At 70.2% G+C, this 17,492-nt stretch carries 16 protein-coding genes; 9 read left to right on the top strand and 7 right to left on the bottom strand.

Annotated elements, in window-relative coordinates:
* Positions 1-34 precede the first annotated feature (34 nt).
* The 3 genes from AB0H78_RS00435 (at position 35) to AB0H78_RS00425 (ending at position 5,291) form a co-directional block, all read left to right on the top strand.
* Positions 35-697 carry an ABC transporter ATP-binding protein gene (locus AB0H78_RS00435; RefSeq protein ID WP_363231946.1) on the top strand — a complete coding sequence of 221 codons (663 nt, stop codon included), beginning with the start codon at positions 35-37 and terminating at the stop codon, positions 695-697.
* Positions 691-2,742, top strand: coding sequence for an FtsX-like permease family protein (locus AB0H78_RS00430; protein WP_363231944.1), 2,052 nt, complete (start codon positions 691-693; stop codon positions 2,740-2,742). The genes AB0H78_RS00435 and AB0H78_RS00430 overlap by 7 nt, the downstream gene beginning before the upstream one ends.
* Before the next feature lie 476 nt (positions 2,743-3,218).
* Entirely contained in the window at positions 3,219-5,291 is a 2,073-nt protein-coding gene (locus AB0H78_RS00425; protein ID WP_363231943.1) for an FUSC family protein, read from the top strand.
* Positions 5,292-5,485: 194 nt separating this feature from the next.
* Here the strand turns inward: AB0H78_RS00425 and AB0H78_RS00420 are convergent, their stop codons facing one another.
* Positions 5,486-5,947: a hypothetical protein gene (locus AB0H78_RS00420; protein ID WP_363231942.1), complete on the bottom strand. Its 462-nt coding sequence runs from the start codon at positions 5,945-5,947 to the stop codon at positions 5,486-5,488.
* Between the two features lie 259 nt (positions 5,948-6,206).
* On the opposite strand from AB0H78_RS00420, the gene AB0H78_RS00415 reads away from it, so the two are divergent.
* Positions 6,207-6,458 carry a DUF397 domain-containing protein gene (locus AB0H78_RS00415; RefSeq protein WP_363231941.1) on the top strand — a complete coding sequence of 84 codons (252 nt, stop codon included), beginning with the start codon at positions 6,207-6,209 and terminating at the stop codon, positions 6,456-6,458.
* Positions 6,459-6,465: 7 nt separating this feature from the next.
* Here AB0H78_RS00415 and AB0H78_RS00410 read toward each other — a convergent pair whose 3' ends face one another.
* Positions 6,466-6,963, bottom strand: a complete 498-nt coding sequence (locus AB0H78_RS00410) for an ATP-binding protein (RefSeq protein ID WP_363231940.1) — start codon at positions 6,961-6,963, stop codon at positions 6,466-6,468.
* A 315-nt stretch (positions 6,964-7,278) separates the two neighbouring features.
* On the opposite strand from AB0H78_RS00410, the gene AB0H78_RS00405 reads away from it, so the two are divergent.
* From AB0H78_RS00405 to AB0H78_RS00390, 4 genes are all read left to right on the top strand, one after another.
* Positions 7,279-8,142, top strand: a complete 864-nt coding sequence (locus tag AB0H78_RS00405) for a helix-turn-helix transcriptional regulator (protein WP_363231939.1) — start codon at positions 7,279-7,281, stop codon at positions 8,140-8,142.
* Positions 8,143-8,221: 79 nt separating this feature from the next.
* A complete protein-coding gene (locus AB0H78_RS00400; protein ID WP_363231938.1) occupies positions 8,222-9,679 on the top strand; it encodes an aldehyde dehydrogenase family protein in 1,458 nt (485 codons plus the stop codon).
* Between the two features lie 97 nt (positions 9,680-9,776).
* On the top strand, positions 9,777-10,313 hold the full coding sequence (locus AB0H78_RS00395) for a DinB family protein (protein WP_363231937.1): 537 nt from the start codon (positions 9,777-9,779) through the stop codon (positions 10,311-10,313).
* 10 nt (positions 10,314-10,323) lie between these two features.
* A complete protein-coding gene (locus AB0H78_RS00390) occupies positions 10,324-10,965 on the top strand; it encodes a PadR family transcriptional regulator (RefSeq protein ID WP_363231936.1) in 642 nt (213 codons plus the stop codon).
* Positions 10,966-10,978: 13 nt separating this feature from the next.
* On the opposite strand, the gene AB0H78_RS00385 is transcribed toward AB0H78_RS00390, so the two are convergent.
* From AB0H78_RS00385 to AB0H78_RS00370, 4 genes are read right to left on the bottom strand one after another with little or no spacing between them, the layout of a single operon-like run.
* Complete coding sequence (locus tag AB0H78_RS00385; protein ID WP_363231935.1) at positions 10,979-12,391, bottom strand: glutamate decarboxylase; 1,413 nt, start codon at positions 12,389-12,391, stop codon at positions 10,979-10,981.
* 12 nt (positions 12,392-12,403) lie between these two features.
* The gene (gene wrbA / locus AB0H78_RS00380; protein ID WP_363231934.1) at positions 12,404-13,009 is read right to left on the bottom strand and encodes an NAD(P)H:quinone oxidoreductase; all 606 of its coding nucleotides are present in this window, start codon (positions 13,007-13,009) and stop codon (positions 12,404-12,406) included.
* Positions 13,010-13,063: 54 nt separating this feature from the next.
* A complete protein-coding gene (locus tag AB0H78_RS00375; RefSeq protein WP_363231933.1) occupies positions 13,064-14,341 on the bottom strand; it encodes an ion channel protein in 1,278 nt (425 codons plus the stop codon).
* A 35-nt stretch (positions 14,342-14,376) separates the two neighbouring features.
* Complete coding sequence (locus tag AB0H78_RS00370; protein WP_363231932.1) at positions 14,377-14,742, bottom strand: YbjQ family protein; 366 nt, start codon at positions 14,740-14,742, stop codon at positions 14,377-14,379.
* A gap of 159 nt (positions 14,743-14,901) precedes the next feature.
* Between AB0H78_RS00370 and AB0H78_RS00365 the strand changes: the two genes are divergently transcribed.
* Positions 14,902-15,609, top strand: coding sequence for a VTT domain-containing protein (locus AB0H78_RS00365; protein ID WP_363231931.1), 708 nt, complete (start codon positions 14,902-14,904; stop codon positions 15,607-15,609).
* 72 nt (positions 15,610-15,681) lie between these two features.
* On the opposite strand, the gene AB0H78_RS00360 is transcribed toward AB0H78_RS00365, so the two are convergent.
* On the bottom strand, positions 15,682-17,346 hold the full coding sequence (locus AB0H78_RS00360) for a threonine/serine exporter family protein (RefSeq protein ID WP_363231930.1): 1,665 nt from the start codon (positions 17,344-17,346) through the stop codon (positions 15,682-15,684).
* Positions 17,347-17,492: the final 146 nt, after the last annotated feature.

The raw sequence follows: 17,492 nt of genomic DNA, 5'->3' as shown, positions 1-17,492 counted from the left end.
GATCGGGCGGGCCTGCGGCGGTTGGATTCGATGCATGGAAACAACTGCCGTACGGCTCACCGCCGTCCGTCGCCTCTACCGCGACGTCGCCGCTCTGGACGGGGTCGATCTCGACTTCGGGACCGGGACCTTCACCGCTGTGATGGGGCCCTCAGGGTCCGGGAAATCGACCCTCCTCCAGTGCGCGGCCGGCCTCGACCGCCCGACCTCGGGGGTCGTGGAGGTCGGCGGCACCCCGCTGACCGGGCTGAGCGAGCGGCGGCTGACGCTGTTGCGGCGGGAGCGGATCGGCTTCGTCTTCCAGTCCTTCAACCTCATGCCGTCGCTGACCGCCGCACAGAATGTCGCGCTGCCGCTGAAGCTGGCGGGGAAGCGGCCCTCGAAGGCGGAGATACGCGACGCGCTGGGACGGGTGGGTTTGGAGGGACGGGCGGGCCACCGCCCGGGGGAGCTGTCGGGCGGCCAGCAGCAGCGCGTCGCGCTCGCGCGGGCGCTCATCACCCGGCCGACGGTGCTGTTCGGGGACGAGCCGACGGGAGCGCTGGACACCACGACAGGGGCCGAAGTGATGTCCATGCTGCGGGAGTTGGTGGACCGCGACGGCCAGACGATCGTGATGGTCACGCACGATCCGGCGGCAGCGGAGTACGCCGACCGGCTGGTGCGCCTCGTCGACGGGCGGGTGGCGTCGTGCTGACGGTCGTACTGGGCGGGCTGCGCACGCGGTGGACCACGCTGGTGGGGAGTTTCGTCGCGCTCGCGGTCGGGGTGGGGCTGATCGCGACGGCGGCGCTCGGGCTGGCGGCGGCGCTGGATCCTCCCGTACGGGAGCCGGTGCGGTTCGCGGCGTCGCCGGTGGTGGTGAGGGGGACGGACACGCTCACGGTGGGCGGCGCGACGCAGAAGCTTTTTCATCCACAGCCTGTGGACAAAGATCTGGTAAGTGAGCTGCGCGCGCTCGGCCCGGTGGACGACGGCGGCGACGCGGTGGGCGTGGGCGCCCCGGCCGACCAGGTCCGCAGGACGGTCGGCCATCGTGCACAGGTCCTCACCGGGGACGCACGGCGCCGCGCCGATCCCGAGGCCGCCCGGGACGAGGAGGCCGTGGTGACGGTGGTCTCGCTGCTGGGGACGGCGGGCGGGGTCACGGCGTTCGTCTCGGTCTTCGTGGTCGCGTCGACCTTCGCCTTCTCGGTGGCGCTGCGCAGGCGGGAGTTCGGGCTGCTGCGGACGGCCGGGGCGACGCCGGGGCAGGTGAGGCGGCTGTTGCTGGCGGAGGCCGGTGTGGTGGGCGTGCTCGGGTCGGTGGCCGGCTGCGTACTGGGGGAGTGGTGCGCGCCGCTGCTGGCACGGGAGTTGGTGGACGCGGGGATGGCTCCGCACTGGTTCGCGATCGGTCAGCAGAACTGGCCGCTCCATCTGGCGTTCTGGACAGGGCTGTTGGTGGCGGTGACCGGCGCATGGGCGGCCTCGCGGAGGGCGGGGCGGATCGGCCCGGTGGAGGCGCTGCGGGAGGCGTCCGTGGATGTGGGGGTGATGCCCTGGAGCCGGAAAGTGATCGGCTCCGCACTGCTGGCGGGCGGGATCGGGATGGTGGCCTGGACGCTGGCGACGGACCCTTCGGAGCTGCTCCACCGCAAGACGTACATGACGCAGCCGATGGTCCTGATCACCGGTGCTGCGCTGCTGACTCCCTTGGTGGTGGGGCGAGTTGCGCGGGCGGTACGCATCCCCGGCGCGGTCGGGATGCTCGTACGGGAGAACACGGCAGCCTCCGTACGCCGCACGGCGGCCATCGCCGCGCCGGTGTTGATGACGGTGGCGCTGGCGGGGACGGTGCTGGGGACGACGGCGACGAAGACGGAGGCGAAGGCGGCGGAGGTGCGGGCCCGTACGCACGCCGAACTGGTGGTGACGGGGGGTGACTTGAGAGTCCCGCCCCGGATCCCGGGCGCGACCCTCGCGCCTTCCGCGTCGACGGAGGTGTACACGCTGGAGGACCGTGTGGCGCTCGTGAAGTCGCAGGCGCGGGCGGTGGCGCCGGGCACGTACCCCGGACTGGACGACGGCTCGATCGTGGTGAACGAGGAGTGGGCGCAGCACACGGTGGGCGAGAGGGTGAAGGTCTGGCTGGCGGACGGCCGGGCGGTGACGCTGCGGATCGCAGGGGTCCAGCCGATCGGCACGGGCGACAACGGCGCGTACGTCACCCCCGCGAACGCGGGCTCCGCCCCGGTGGACCGCATCGAGGTCACGCTGCGCCCGGGGGCGGACGGCGCGGCGGTGGCGCAGGCGCTCCGCGCGGGGACGGGCGGCGAGGTGCGGACGACAGCCGAGTGGCTGTCGGCGACCCACCCGCGCACGAATGCGCAGACGCGCCTGGGCTTGTGGATGGTGCTGGGGATCGCACTCCTCTATACGGCGATGGCCCTGGCCAACACGCTGGTGATGGCGACATCGGCACGCAGGGAGGAGCTCAGGTCCCTGCACCTGGCAGGTGCGACCAGAGCCCAGATCCTCCGGACGGTGACAGGGGAGGGGCTCGTGGCGGTGGGAATCGGGGCGGCACTCGGCACGGCGGTGACGGCACTGAACCTGGCGGGAGCAACGGCGGCCCTCGCACGCCTCTCGGCGCCGACGCCGGTGGCGGTGCCCTGGCAGGAGATGGCGGGAGCGACGGCGGCGTGCGCGCTGATCGCGGTGACGGCATCGGCTGTGGCGTCGACGCGACGCGGAACATGAGGTGCGGGGTCGGTCACCCGCGATGGGCGCTACGCGAGGCGCTACGCGAGGCGCTACGCGATACGCGCGGGCACGTCGTGGCTGGCCGCGCCCACGCGGCGGAGCCGCATATGTCACAGCCCCGCGCCCCTAACCCCGCCCCCGAGGCCCCCGCGCAATTCGAGCCCGCACCGGCCAAAACCCAGCCCGCACCGGCCAAAACTCAGCGGCCACATCCAAGCGCGAACCAGCCACATCCAAGCTCACACCGGGCAAATTCAAGCCCCTCCGGCGATTGAGGAGCGGGGGTCCGGGGGCGGAGCCACCGAAACCACCCGCGCACCCGCGCAGTCCGAGCCCGCACGAGCCGAATTCAAGCCCCGCCGGCGCTTGAGGAGCAGGAGTCCGGGGGCAGCGCCCCCGAAACCCCCGGCCCCACCCCCATCCCCCCACCCATAAGTCCCGGTTTGCCCAATAACCCCGCTACCCTCGACCCCATGAGCTGGCGACGCGCGCTGAAGGAGGCAGGTCGCTCGGGCCTCAAGATCGAGCGCCGCCGCCTGGAGCCCCTCATCGCCATCCGCGCAGCCATCGGCCTCGCCGCGGTCATCGCCCTGGCCCTCACCATCTCCACCCCGGCCGCCGCCGCCAGCTCCGCATTCGGCGCGTACTCCGCCGCCATCGCCACCTTCCAGCGGAGCTGGCGCCCCCGCCCCGTCCTGGCCCTGGTCTCCGGTGCCAGCCTCGCCGTCTCGACCTTCGTCGGGTATCTCGTCGGCACCCAGGGCGCCCTGTTCATCGTGCTGCTCGCCGCCTGGACCTTCCTCGCCGGCCTGGCCTGGTCCGCAGGCCCCACCGCCGGCATCATCGCCTCCTCCAACGTGGCGATCATGCTGGTCACGGTCACCCTCCCCACCGACGTCCTCAGCGCCGCGGGCCACGCGGGGATGATCGCGCTGGGCGGTCTCGTCCAGGCCGCGCTGATCGTGCTCTTTCCCGTACGCAGATGGGGCGCCCAGCGCGACGCCCTCGCCGACGCCCTGGCCGCCGAAGCCGACTACGCCCGCCGGCTCCGCCAGGACCCGCACGCCGCCTTCGACTCCGTCCACTTCATGACGGCCCGCAGCGCCGCGGCCGTCAGCGCGCGCCAGGCCCGCCGCCGCCCCGCCGAACTGCACGGCACCCGCGGCCTCGCCGAGCGCATCCGCCCCGTGCTCGCCTCCCTCGCCGACCCCTCCGTCGGCGCCCCCGCCGAGGGCCCCGAGCGCGACAGGGCCCGCGAGATCCTGGCCGCCGCGGCCTCCGTACTGGACGCCTCGGCCCGCGCGATCCGTCACGGCAAGCCGATGGTGGTCCCCGACACCGCGCTCGCGGCCCTGCGCACCCCGGAGTCGGGCCAGGTCCTCACCGGCCCCGCCCACCGCTCGGCCGTACGCCTGATCGCCCTGCTCAGGGACGTGGTCGAGACGGCCAGAGGCGCGGGCACCACGGAGGAGACCACCACCAACGACCCCGCCGCCCCGCTCCTGCGCCCCAGCCTCGCCCGCCTCGCCCCCGTCGTCGTCCGCGGAATGCGCAAGGAAGCGACCCGCCGCGACTCCCCGATCCACCGCCACGCGCTGCGCGTCGCGGTCGTCGCGACCGTCGGCTATCTGATCGGCGAGGTCCTCCCGTTCGGCCACGGCTACTGGGCCCCGATGGCCTCCGTCATGATCATGCGCCCGGACTTCTCGCAGACGTACAGCCGCGCGATCGCCCGCTTCGGCGGCACCCTCGTCGGCGTCGCGCTGGCCACGGCGGTCGTGCAGCTGGCCCACCCCGGCATGTACCTGTCGGCCGCCCTCGCGGCCCTCTGCGCAGGCCTGATGTATCTGCTCATGCGCACGGGATACGCCGTCGCCCAGGTCTTCGTCGCCGCCTACGTCGTCTTCCTGCTCGGCATGGGCGGCCTGCAGTGGACCCAGACCGTCCCCGACCGCGTCATCCTGACCCTCATCGGCGGGCTGCTGGCGATGGCTTCGTACGCCCTTTATCCGGCCTGGGAGACCCCGCGTCTGCGTACCCGCCTCGCCGACTGGCTGACCGCGACGGGCCGTTACGCCGCCGAGGTCGTCTCGCACTACGCGGACCCGGCAGGCGCCCGCCGCTCCGACGTACGCCAGGCGCTCCTCGCCGTACGGGAGGCCGACGTGGCCTGGCAGGAGGCGCTGGCCCGGGCGGCGAACGAGCCCGTACGCCACCGAGGCCTCTCCCGCGCCGCGGCCGACGACGCCGCACACGCCCTGGACCGCCTCGGCCGCGTCGCCATGCTGATGGAGGCGCACCTTCCGGAGCGCTCCACGACCCCGGTCCCTGCCGCCGAGGCCTTCTCCGACGCACTGCGCCGCTCCACGGAGGAAGCGGCAAAGGCCGTACGGGACAGGCGTGTTCCCCAGTGGGACGCGGTGCGCGAGGCCCTCGCCGCCTGGGACGGCGAGGGCGTGCCCGACCGGGTGGTGCGCAAGGGAGCGGGCCTCGTCCTCACCTCACTGGAGGAGTTCTCCGAGGCCCTGGAGCCCACCGACCCCTAGGGGGTGTCCGGCGGATCATGCCGCGGTCGCGCCGGTCTGGCACGCACATCTGCCGCGTTGTCGTCAGTTGCCAACGCTCCGCGTTGCCGCCCTCCTCCGCCTTGCAGCTGCACGCACCAGACCACCGCTCACCAGCAGTGAAGGGTTCGACGCCGAGCAAGGGCGACCTGATCCGCCGGACACCCCCAAGTGCCCTAGTCCTTGGGCGGAACGAGCCCGGTCGGCATCTTCATGTCGTCGGCCTTGGTGAAGCTGTCCTTGATGCCCGCGTCCCACGACACCACCAGCGAATCGCCGTCGGCCGACTCCACCGAGCCCATCGTGCGGTCGGAGTTCCCGTCGACACACTTCAGCGACAGCATCTGCTTGCCCATGTCGGCGACGGTGCCCGTGCAGACGTGCTCGCCGGCGATGGCGACGATCTTCCCCTGGATCGACAGGGCGATGGTCTTGCCGCCCGTGGTGGCCACCCAAGTGCCGTCGATGCCGCCGGACTTACCGCTTCCCCCGCCGGTGCTGCCCGCGTCACCACTGTCACCGGTTGCTCCACCCGACGCTGTGGTTTTGGACGCATCGGGGGTATGCGCTCCCGTGTCGGACGTGCCGTCGTCGCTGCTGGAACACCCCGCGAGTGTCAGTGCGGCAGCGGCGGCCACGGCCGTGAGAGTGCTTTTCCTTACGAACCTGTGCACTGCTGAATCCCCCTGGATCGACTATGCGAGCGCGCCAAGTTACCAGGAGTACCGAATCGGTTGGAGCCGGAAGTGTGCAGGGTGCGTCTCAGTCTGCGTACGGACTCACGCGGAGCTGTAGCGGGTTGACCACCCCCCGTGCACGTGCATCTTCCCGTGCAGCGGCACATGAACGCAGCTATGATCCGGAGCAGTTGACATCTGTACTACCAGGGAGCTTCCTGTGCACCACGCGTACAACGGCATGGCGGCAACGGAGCTTCACGGGGTTGTCTGGCAGAAGTCGGAGCACAGCAACTCGCAGGGTTCCTGCGTGGAGTTCGCGCGTCTGCCGGGCGGGGAAGTGGCGGTACGGAACTCACGCCACCCCGAGGGACCCGCCCTGATCTACACCCCGGCCGAGATCGAGTCGATGCTCATCGGCGCGAAGGCCGGGGAGTTCGACCACCTCATATCCGGGCCCGGCCAGGAGTAGCGAGCGACTACGCCTCCGCCTGCAGCCGGAACAGCGCCCAGACCACCTTGCCGCGCAGCGACCCGGCCAGCGGGTGCCAGCCCCAACTGTCCGCGAAGGCCTCGACCAGGAAGAGCCCGCGCCCCGACTCCGCGGCGAAATCGCCGCTCTCGCGCGGCTCGGGCGAGGCATGGCTGGGGTCGCGCACCGCGCACACCAGCCGTGAGGTCCACCGCATCAGATGCAGCCGTACCGGAGGCTCGCCGCAGTCCTCGCGCGGAGTGTCCGCGGGCAGGGCATGGCGCAGCGCGTTGGTGACCAACTCCGAGACGACCAGGGCGACATCGTCGAACCGCTCACTGAGATCCCAGCCGGCCAGCGTCGACTTGGTGAACTGTCTCGCCCCTCCGACCGCTTCGTAGCGGGTGGGCAGCGCGCACGAGGCGGAGCTGGAAACGGCTGCGGGGTCGATAGGAGGAAGCCCCTGCCTTAACGGCTCGAGCACGGTCGATCCATTCGTCCCCATGCGAGGCACTCCCGGGATTCGCGGCCGTGGCAGACAAGTGTGCCGTGGCGAGCGGTCGGCGGTACGAGAACGCAGGTGCGCGGGGACCATGGTTCCGAATGCGCAGAGCAGATGCAAGGGCAGATGCACGTGCACGCGCCCGACTTGGCCCCCACAGTGACGGTTCTTGCTCATTTCTTCCGTCAAGGTTCTTCCGCTTCCTACCCACGAGTTTTTCTCTTTTGCCATCTCCGTAATCGTTTGAGTACAGGCTGAAGCGTTTTGGTGGCAGACTGCGGCATCGCACACACCATCGGTAAGGGGAGGGATGACGCAGTGTCGACCGGAGAGAACGGATCCGTCGTTCGGCGCATCCTGCTGGGATCTCAGCTCAGGCGACTGCGCGAATCGCGCGGCGTCACCCGAGAAGCGGCCGGCTACTCGATCCGCGCATCCGAATCCAAGATCAGCCGCATGGAGTTGGGACGGGTGAGCTTCAAGTCCAGGGACGTCGAGGATCTGCTCACGCTGTACGGCGTCACGGACGACGCCGAACGCGAGCCGCTGCTCGGCCTCCTGCGGGAGGCCAACATGTCCGGCTGGTGGCACAGTTACGGCGACGTCCTGCCCGGCTGGTTCCAGACATATGTCGGTCTGGAGAGCGCCGCCTCGCTCATCCGCATCTATGAAGTGCAGTTCGTACACGGCCTGTTGCAGACCGAGGCGTACGCACACGCCGTGGTCGCCCGCGGCAACCCCGGAGCCTCCGCGGCCTCCGTCGACCGCCGGGTCGCCCTGCGCCTGGAGCGCCAGAAGGTCCTGTACGACGAGCGGGGCCCGAAGTTCCACGCCGTACTGGACGAGGCGGCGCTGCACCGCGCCCCCGACTCCGACCGGGCCCTGATGCAGGGCCAGTTGAGGCATCTCCTCGAAGTCTCCGAGATGCCGAACGTGACGCTCCAGGTGATGCCGTTCGCCTCCGGCTGGCACGCGGGCGAGAGCGGATCCTTCGCCATGCTGCGCTTCACCGAGTCCGACCTCTCCGACCTCGTCTACCTGGAGCAGCTCACCAGCGCGCTCTATCTGGACAAGACCGAGGACGTCGCCCAGTACGAGCGGGCCTTCGGTCAGATACAGCGCGACTGCGCGACCCCGGAGAAGAGCCGCGAACTGATCAAGGACCTCCTTCAACTCCCCTGAAACACAAGTACGATGACGCGACATCAGGCCCAGGGGATGCCCCCTGGCTTCGCGCATCTGTTTGCGTCAAGGGGATCTCATGTCCTTCTTCAGTGACCTGGACCGTCAGTACATCGACGGCGAGTGGAAGCCCGGCAGCGGCTCCTGGGACATCATCGACTTCAATCCGTACGACGAGACCAAGCTGGCCTCGATCACGGTGGCCACCGCCGACGAGGTGGACCAGGCCTACCGCGCCGCCGAGCGCGCCCAGGTCGCCTGGGCCGACACCAACCCTTACGCCCGCCGCGCCGTCTTCGAGCGCGCCCTGCGCCTCGTCGAGGAGCGCGAAGGCGAGATATCCGACGCCATCGTCGCCGAACTGGGCGGCACCCGGCTCAAGGCGGCCTTCGAGCTGCACCTCGCCAAGGAGTTCCTGCGCGAGGCGGTCCAGCTCTCCCTGCGCCCCGAGGGCCGCATCATCCCCTCGCCGGTCGACGGCAAGGAGAACCGCGTCTACCGCGTCCCGGTCGGCGTCGTAGGCGTCATCAGCCCCTTCAACTTCCCCTTCCTCCTCTCGATCAAGTCGGTCGCCCCGGCCCTGGCGCTGGGCAACGGAGTCGTCCTCAAGCCGCACCAGAACACCCCCGTCTGCGGTGGCACCCTGGTCGCGAAGCTCTTCGAGGACGCGGGCCTGCCCGGCGGTCTCCTGAACGTCGTGGTCACCGACATCGCGGAGATCGGCGACGCACTGCTGACCCACCCCGTGCCGAAGGTCATCTCCTTCACCGGCTCCGACAAGGTGGGCCAGCACGTCGCCACCGTCTGTGCCGCGAACTTCAAGCACGCCATCCTGGAGCTCGGCGGCAACAGCGCGCTGATCGTCCTGGACGACGCGGACGTCGACTACGCGGTCGACGCGGCGGTCTTCAGCCGCTACGTGCACTCGGGCCAGGTCTGCATGGCCGCCAACCGCATCCTGATCGACCGCTCCGTCGAGGCGGAGTTCACCGAGAAGTTCGTCGCCAAGGTCGCGACGCTGAAGACCGGCGACCCGGCCGACCCCACCACCCACATCGGCCCGCTGATCAACAACTCGCAGGCGGAGGCGGTCGGTTCGGTGGTCGAGCAGGCGGTGGCCGCAGGCGCGACGGCACTCCTGCACGGCACCACCGAGGGCAATCTGGTCTCCCCGTCCGTCCTGACCGACCTGCCGGCCGACTCCCCGGTCCTCCACCAGGAGATCTTCGGCCCGGTGGCCCTGCTGATCCCCTTCGACGGGGAGGAGGAGGCGGTACGGATCGCCAACGACACTCCGTACGGCCTGAGCGGCGCGGTGCACACCGGCGACGTGGAGCGCGGCGTCCGCCTCGCCAAGCGCATCCGCACCGGCATGATCCACATCAACGACGGCACCGTCCACGACGAGCCGATCGTCCCCTTCGGCGGCGAGAAGCGCTCGGGCCTGGGCCGGCTGAACGGCGACGCGATGGCCGATGCCTTCACCACCCAGCAGTGGATCTCCATCCAGCACGGCCGCAGTGGATTCCCCTTCTAGTACGCGGGTGAGTTCGTCCGCCGCTACGGGCCCTTGAGGACAGAAACTGTCCTCAAGGGCCCGTAGCGTCGTACTCACACCAACCGGGAGGAACACCATGGTTACGCATGTGAACGCAGAGGCCCAGGGCGACGAGCGCGGCGCGCTCCTGGCCTTCGTGGAGGCGCAGCGCGGCGCGCTCCGGCGCTCCGTGCTCGGCCTGACCGAGGAGCAGGCGGCGAGCCGCCCCAGCGCCAGCGAGCTTTCGCTCTCCGGGCTGCTGAAGCATGTGGCGGAGATGGAGCTGAGCTGGCTGCGGATGGCCCAGCAGCAGCCCAACGAGCGCGCCCGCACCCAGGAGACCTGGGGGGACAGTTTCCGCGTGGTGGACGGCGAGTCGATCCCGCAGCTGCTCGCCTTCTGGGCCGAAGTCACGGCGGAGACCGAGGAGTTCATCCGCTCGGCACCCAGTCTCGACGTCACGTTCCCGCTGCCCGAGGCGCCGTGGTTCCCCAAGGACGGCAAGGTCTCCTACCGCTGGCTGATGCTGCACCTGGTCGAGGAGATCGCCCGGCACACGGGCCACGCCGACATCGTCCGCGAGTCGCTCGACGGGAAGACCGCGTTCGAGCTGGTGGCGATGGGCACCCCCTAATCTGGGCCGTATGTCTGCCATCCGTCTGCTCGTACTCGGAGCGATCCGCCAGCACGGGCGCGCACACGGCTACCAGGTCCGCAACGACCTGGAGTACTGGGGCGCGCACGAGTGGTCCAACGCCAAGCCGGGCTCGATCTACCACGCCCTGAAGCAGATGGCGAAGCAGGGCGTGCTCCTGGCCCACGAGATCGCCCCGAGCACGGCAGGCGGCCCGCCGCGTACGGAGTACGAGCTGACGGAGGCGGGCAGCGAGGAGTACTTCCGTCTCCTGCGCGAGGCGCTCGTCGCGTACGACCAGAAAATGGACGTGATGTCGGCGGCGCTCGGCATGATCGTCGACCTGGAGCGCGCGGAGGCCGTCGACCTCCTGCGGCAGCGGATCACCGCCATCGAGGCCTGGCGCTCAGCGGTCACCGAGCACTACGTGCCCGAGGAGGGCCCGGAAAAGCTCGGCCACATCGGCGAGATCATGAACTTCTGGATCCATACGGCGGACGCCGGCGCCGAGTGGACGCACGGCCTCATCGGGCGCATCGAGTCCGGTGCGTACGTCTTCGCGGGCGAGGGCGAGCCCTTCGTCGGAGTCCTGGCGGACGGCCAGGAGAACCCGTACGCGACCGTCGAGTCGAGCCCGGAGAGAGAGGGCTGAGGAGGGCGACCTCCTAGTGGTGGAACCCGGTCGCCTCCGCCTTGCTCCGCTCCGACGGCCCGCTCTGCCGCCGCAGTTCGGGCAGCAGCGAGCCGAGATCCTCCATCAGGAGCTCCGCCAGATCGGCGGAGAAGCCGTTGCGGCAGACGATCCGGAGCGCGGCGAGATCCTGCCGGTTCTCCGGGAAGGTGTACGCGGGGACCAGCCAGCCCCGCTCCCGGAGCCGGCGGGACACGTCGAAGACGTCGTACGCGGTCACATCGTCCGCGGTGGTGAAGGCGAACACCGGCAACTCGTCGCCCCGGGTGAGGAGTTGGAAGTCCCCCAGCGCCTCGATCCGTGTCGCGAGACCCCGTGCGACGTCCCGCGTCGACTGCTGGACGGCCCGGTAGCCCTCGCGCCCCAGCCGCAGGAAGGTGTAGTACTGCGCGACGACCTGAGCTCCGGGCCGGGAGAAGTTCAGCGCGAAGGTGGGCATGTCCCCGCCCAGATAGTTCACCCGGAACACCAGCTCCTCGGGCAGCTCGGCGGCGGTCCGCCACAGCGCCCACCCCACCCCGGGGTACACCAGCCCGTACTTGTGCCCTGAGGTGTTGATCGACGAGACGCGCGGCAGCCGGAAGTCCCACACCAGGTCCTCGTCGAGGAACGGCGCGACCATGGCGCCGGAAGCCCCGTCCACATGGACCGGCACATCGAGCCCGGTCCGCTCCTGCAGCGCGTCAAGTGCCGCGCAGAGATCGGCGATCGGCTCGTACGACCCGTCGAAGGTCGACCCCAGGATCCCGACGACACCGATGGTGTTCTCGTCGCACAGCTCGGCGGCGGCCTGCGGATCGAGATGGAAGCGGTCGCCCTCCATGGGCACCTGCCGCGCCTCGACCTCCCAGAAATTGCAGAACTTCTCCCAGCAGACCTGCACATTGACGCCCATGACCAGATTCGGCCGGGCGCCCGCCCCCGGATACCGGCCGGCGTTCTTCTTCGCCCAGCGCCGCTTCAGCGCCATCCCGGCGAGCATGCAGGCCTCGCTCGACCCGGTGGTCGAACAGCCCACGGCGGCACCGGGATCGGGCGCGTTCCACAGATCGGCGAGCATCGACACGCACCGCCGCTCCAGCTCGGCGGTGCGCGGGTACTCGTCCTTGTCGATCATGTTCTTGTCCCGGCACTCCGCCATCAGGACCCCCGCCTGGGGCTCCATCCAGGTGGTGACGAAGGTGGCCAGGTTCAGCCGCGAATTGCCGTCCAGCATCAGCTCGTCGTGCACCAGCTGATACGCGATCGAGGGCGCAAGCGGCGCATCGGGCATCCGGTGCTTCGGCGGTGCGGTGGCCATCCCGCCCACCGGATTGGCCTCACCGTAGAAGGGATTGAGGGAGAGCGACTCGCGCTCCTTGTCGGGCTTTCCCTTGTGCAGTGCCATGGCCGCTGCTCCTCAACTCGCAAGCTTGCGTGCGTACTTCACGACCCGCTCAGCCTGCACCCTGGCGGCCGTCAGTGTCTGCTCGGCGACCGGGATGTCGCCCTGCCCCGATACGTGCGAGGTGCCGTACGGATTGCCGTCGGCGAACTTCGAGGGGTCGGTGTACCCGGGCGCGACGAGGATCCCGCCGAAGTGATGGACGGTGTTGTAGAGCGCGAGGAGCGTGGACTCCTGCCCGCCGTGCGCCGTGGCGCTCGCGGTGAAGCCGCTGTAGACCTTGTCGGCGAGCTTCCCCTCCTGCCAGAGGCCGCCCAGGGTGTCGATGAACTGCTTCAGCTGGGAGGCGATGTTGCCGTACCGCGTGGGCGAACCGAAGATCACCGCGTCCGCCCAGACCATGTCGTCGGGCGAGACCTCCCCGACGTCCGCGGTCGCGGCGGCGTTGGCCGCCCAGGCGGGGTTGGAGTCGATGGCGGCCTGGGGAGCGAGCTCTGCCGCCTTACGGAGCCGGACCTCGGCGCCCGCCGCCTCCGCGCTCTCGGCGATGGCCTTGGCGATCGTGGCGACGGTCCCGGTGGCCGAGTAGTAGATGACGGCGACCTTGACGGATGCAGACATGGACGTACCTCCGAATAGCAGGCCCCCCGAGGCGACGATACGGACAAAACACCCTCACCGCACCGGGGAGCCGTCCTCCCGCAACTGCATCTGCACCCGCCCGGTGACCACGAGCCAGGCGGGCAGGATGCCGATGCACAGCAAGGCCAGGATCGCGGGCGACGCCACCAGGACCGCCGCGGTGAACAGCGCGACCCAGCCCGAACGCGTGATCGCGAGCAGTACGCCCAGAACCCCCGCCGAGACCCCGACCGCAGGATGGACCCCGGGCACGAGAGCGTGCGCGCAGAGCCCGAAAGCGGCCCCCACGAACACCGCGGGGAAGATCCGCCCGCCCCGGAAACCACAGGACGCGGCGATGAGCAGCGCCGCCAGCTTCACGACGGTCATCAGCGCGAACTGACCGGCCGAGTGCCCGTCGGGATCGGCGGCGATCTCCCCCACCTCGTTCAGCCCTTTGAAGAGCGTCAGATGCCCGCCGAGCGCCCCGAGCAGCCCGAGCACGAGACCGCCCACCGGCAGCATCAGCATGGGGTGCCGAAGCCGCGCGAAGGCTCCATGGACGTACGGAAAGGCGTAGGCGGCCAGCATCCCGAGCACCGCGGCGGCGGTGGCGACGACCATCACGGCGAGCACATCGCCCCAGCCGGGCCTGGACAGCGCGGGCAGCCCCAGATCGAAGCTGGGGTGCGCGACGAGCGTGGTGGTCAGCGCACCGGCGGCGGCCGCGACCAGGGACGGGAACATGGTGTCCCACAGCGAGTTCTTCATCGGCTTGCCCGCCAGGGACTCGGAGATGACGAGCGCGGCGGCGACGGGCGTACCGAAGAGCGCGCCGAGCGTCGCCGCGGTGGCGAGCGAGATCCACAGCTCGCCAGGAGCGCGCGGCAGCAGCTTGCGCCCGACCCAGAAGGCGAGCGCGACGTTCACCGCGATGATCGGGTTCTCGGGCCCCAGACTCGGCCCGCCGGCGAGCATCAGCGCGGCCGCGACGGCCAGCCCCGGCAGCACGTACAGCGGGAGCGGCTCCTCCCCGCCCAGCCCCATCGTGGCGGGATCGGGCCCCGCGTGCCCCGGCGCCTTCCACACCACGAGACCGACCGCGACGCCGGTGGCGGTGAGCATGACGATCATCCACAGCGAGGAGTACCCGCCGATGCCGAGAGCGTCGGGCAGGTCGGTCCACAGGACGTCCAGCAGCTTCTCCGCCACCTCGCTGATGCCGAGGAAGAGGAGGCTGGCCCCGATCCCGACGCCGAGCGCGGGCAGGATCATCGGGAGCAGGGTGCGCGCGGAGGCGGCGGGGGCGGGGGTCTGCACTTCGGTGGCCACGGCTCACCATAGCCACGCAAAAGCCCCAAAACCGCCTACTTCTTGGCGATCACGACCGCCGTGCCGTAAGCGCAGACCTCGGTCCCCAGATCAGCGGCCTCGGTGACGTCGAACCGCATCATCAAGATGGCATTGGCGCCACGCGCCCGCGCCTGCTCGACCAGCCGCTCCATGGCCTGGTTCCGGGTCTGCACCAGGGTCTTGGTCAGCCCCTTGAGCTCGCCGCCCATCATGGACTTCAGCCCGGCACCGATCTGACTGCCGAGGTGCCGCGACCGCACGGTGAGTCCGAACACCTCGCCGATGACCTGCTGAACCTCGAAACCGGGTACGTCGTTCGTGGTCACGACCAGCACATCGGCCTGTGCGGCCTGCCCGCCGCCGAAATCCTCGATGCTCATCCGGCATCACCTCCTGAGGCTCAGCTTTGTCCTGATCCGTACACATCGCACCTCCGGTACGGCGACGGAACCAGGGGATCGCCGCAGGCGTTGATAACTTTGGCGAGTCATTACCCATGTACACCCCACCTGCAGACGCACCCAGGAGCCCGGAACCCCGTGAACACTCTCGCGCTCGGACCGAGCTGGCTGGACCCCGACCACCTGATCAACACGTTCGGCCTGATCGGCGTGCTGGTCATCGTCTTCGCGGAGTCCGGCCTGCTGATCGGCTTCTTCCTGCCCGGCGACTCGCTGCTCTTCACGACGGGCCTGCTGGTCACGACGGGCAAGCTGGACACGCCGCTGTGGCTGATCTGCGTCCTGGTGGCGCTCGCCGCGATCGCGGGCGACCAGGTGGGCTATCTCTTCGGCCGCAAGGTGGGCCCCTCGCTCTTCAGCCGCCCGGACTCCAAGCTGTTCAAGCAGGAGAACGTGGAGAAGGCGCACGAGTTCTTCGAGAAGTACGGCCCGAAGTCCCTCGTCCTGGCGCGCTTCGTGCCCATCGTCAGGACCTTCACGCCGATCATCGCGGGCGTCTCCCGGATGAACTACCGCTCGTTCGTGATCTTCAACGTCATCGGCGGCACGCTGTGGGGCGTGGGAGTCACCCTGCTGGGAGCGGGCCTCGGGAAGGTCGAGTTCGTCAACAAGCACATCGAACTGATCCTGGTGGGGATCGTGCTGATCTCGGTGGTCCCGATCGCGATCGAGTTCCTCAGGGCCCGATCAAAGGCAAAGAAGCAGCCCCGCCAGGAATCCCCCGGCCAGCCCCCGTCCCAGCCCCAGTCCCAGTCCCCGGAACGCGGCCGCCACGCGAAGCGCTGAAGGAAGCCCCGAAAGGGGCGGGGCCGGGGCGCGGCCCCGGTTTCGGGAAGGGGCGGGATCGGGGAAGGCCCCCTAGAACCCACGGGTCCGCTTCGCGGCCCTCCGCTGTCCCCCCAGCACCCCCGGCGCCTGCATGAACAGCCGGGAGATCTCGCCCCCCAGATTCACCCCGATAGCGATCGCCAACGCCAGCGCCGCCGCCTTCGACAGCGAAGCCATCCCCTTGTCGATGTCGTTGTGCGCGATGTACAGCATCCCGAAGTACGTCGCGGACCCCGGCAGCAGCGGCCCGATCGCGGCAGTCACGTACGGCAGCGCGGACGCGTACCGATACCGGGACAGCAGCTGTCCGAAGAGCCCCACGAGACCCGCCGCGATCGCCGTGGCCGGCACCGCCGAGAACTTGGCCCCGTAGGTCAGCGCCCCGTAGATCACCCACGCGACACCCCCGTTCATCGCGACCAGCAGCACGGTCGACCGGTCCTGCTGCAACAAGATCGCGAACGCGAACGAAAGCATCACCGAGGCGATGATCTGCACCACGGGCCGCGAGACGATGTGCAGCCCGGCCTCCGCGTCGAGGTTGTCGGTCCCCAGCTGCAGCCCGACGTACAGCATCACCAGCACGCCCGCGACGATCGCGATGAAGAAGTACATGACCTCCAGCAGCCGGGCCGAAGCGGTGATGTAGTACCCGGTCAGCCCGTCCTGCACCCCCGCCACGAGCGCCCGCCCGGGCAGCAGCGCGAACAGCCCACCGGTGATGACGGCCGAACCGCTCACATCCACGTCGGCCAGGGCCAGGGCGACGCCCATCGCGGCGGGCGGCATGCCGGCCACGGCGAACTGGTAGAACTCCGGCAGCCCGCGCCCCGCGAGGAGCCAGGCGAGCCGGTCGCCCAGCATCGCGCCGATGGCCGCCGCGATGAACACCAGCGGCCCACCGCCGACCAGCACGGAGGCCGCGCCGGCCAGCAGCCCGCTGGCGCCGGTCAGCGCCCAGCCCGGATAGGGGTGGCGGTTTCGCCGGATCGAGGCGAGACCTCGGTAGGCCTCCTCCAGCGAGACGTCGACGTCCTCCGAGGTGATGTCGTCGATGAGGTGGTAGACGGCGGCGAGACGCGTGTAGTCGGTCCCGCGCCGCCGTACGGTCCGGTTCGCCGAGACGGGATCGTCGACGAGCGAGGGCTGATGCGAGATCGACAGCAGCGTGAACGTCACATTGGGCTCGCACCGTTCGAGCCCGTACGCATGGGTGACGGCGAACATCGCCGCCTCCACGTCCTCGGCGCCCTCGCCGCCCGCGAGCAGCAACTCACCGATACGCAGCGTCAGGTCGAGCACGCGCGGCACCGCGGGCCCGGCATCGTCATGCTTCTGCGCGGGCTCCAGCGCGGGCCGCTCGCTGACCGGCATCCGCAGCACGGTGCGCATCCGGTCCTGCCAGGGCGCCTCCTTCGCCAGCTTGATCATGGGGAAGCCATGGGCCGGCGTGAAGGCGGTCGGGGAGTCACGGGCGCTGTACGTACGCGGGGTGGTGAACGCGGACCCCTCGGGCTCCGCGGCGCTCTCGGCGGCGAGCCCGGCGGGCACGGCGAACTCGGAGGTGGTGGAGGCCTCGCCCTCGGCCAGACCCGGCAGGACGGCACCCGTGTCCACGCCCGCAGGCGCGGAAAAGGCGCTCCGCGCCTCGTCGGACGCGGGTTTGCGGTCCTCGGGACCGTCCGTCTCAGCCACCGACCCTCCTCACACCAAGCTCTCGTATGCCCAATCTGATCACGCTCATGACCCGCCCGCCCGCTCCGTACGCCTCACAACGCAGGACGGGCGGCACACCCCGAAGGGTGCGCCGCCCGTACCAGGCGATCAAGCTCGGCAACAGC

The sequence above is a fragment of the Streptomyces sp. NPDC050738 genome (assembly GCF_040654175.1).
In the GTDB taxonomy this organism is placed as follows: Bacteria; Actinomycetota; Actinomycetes; order Streptomycetales; family Streptomycetaceae; genus Streptomyces.
The sequence above is the reverse complement of the archived record's forward strand: the minus strand, read 5'-3'. Positions and strand labels throughout refer to the sequence as shown.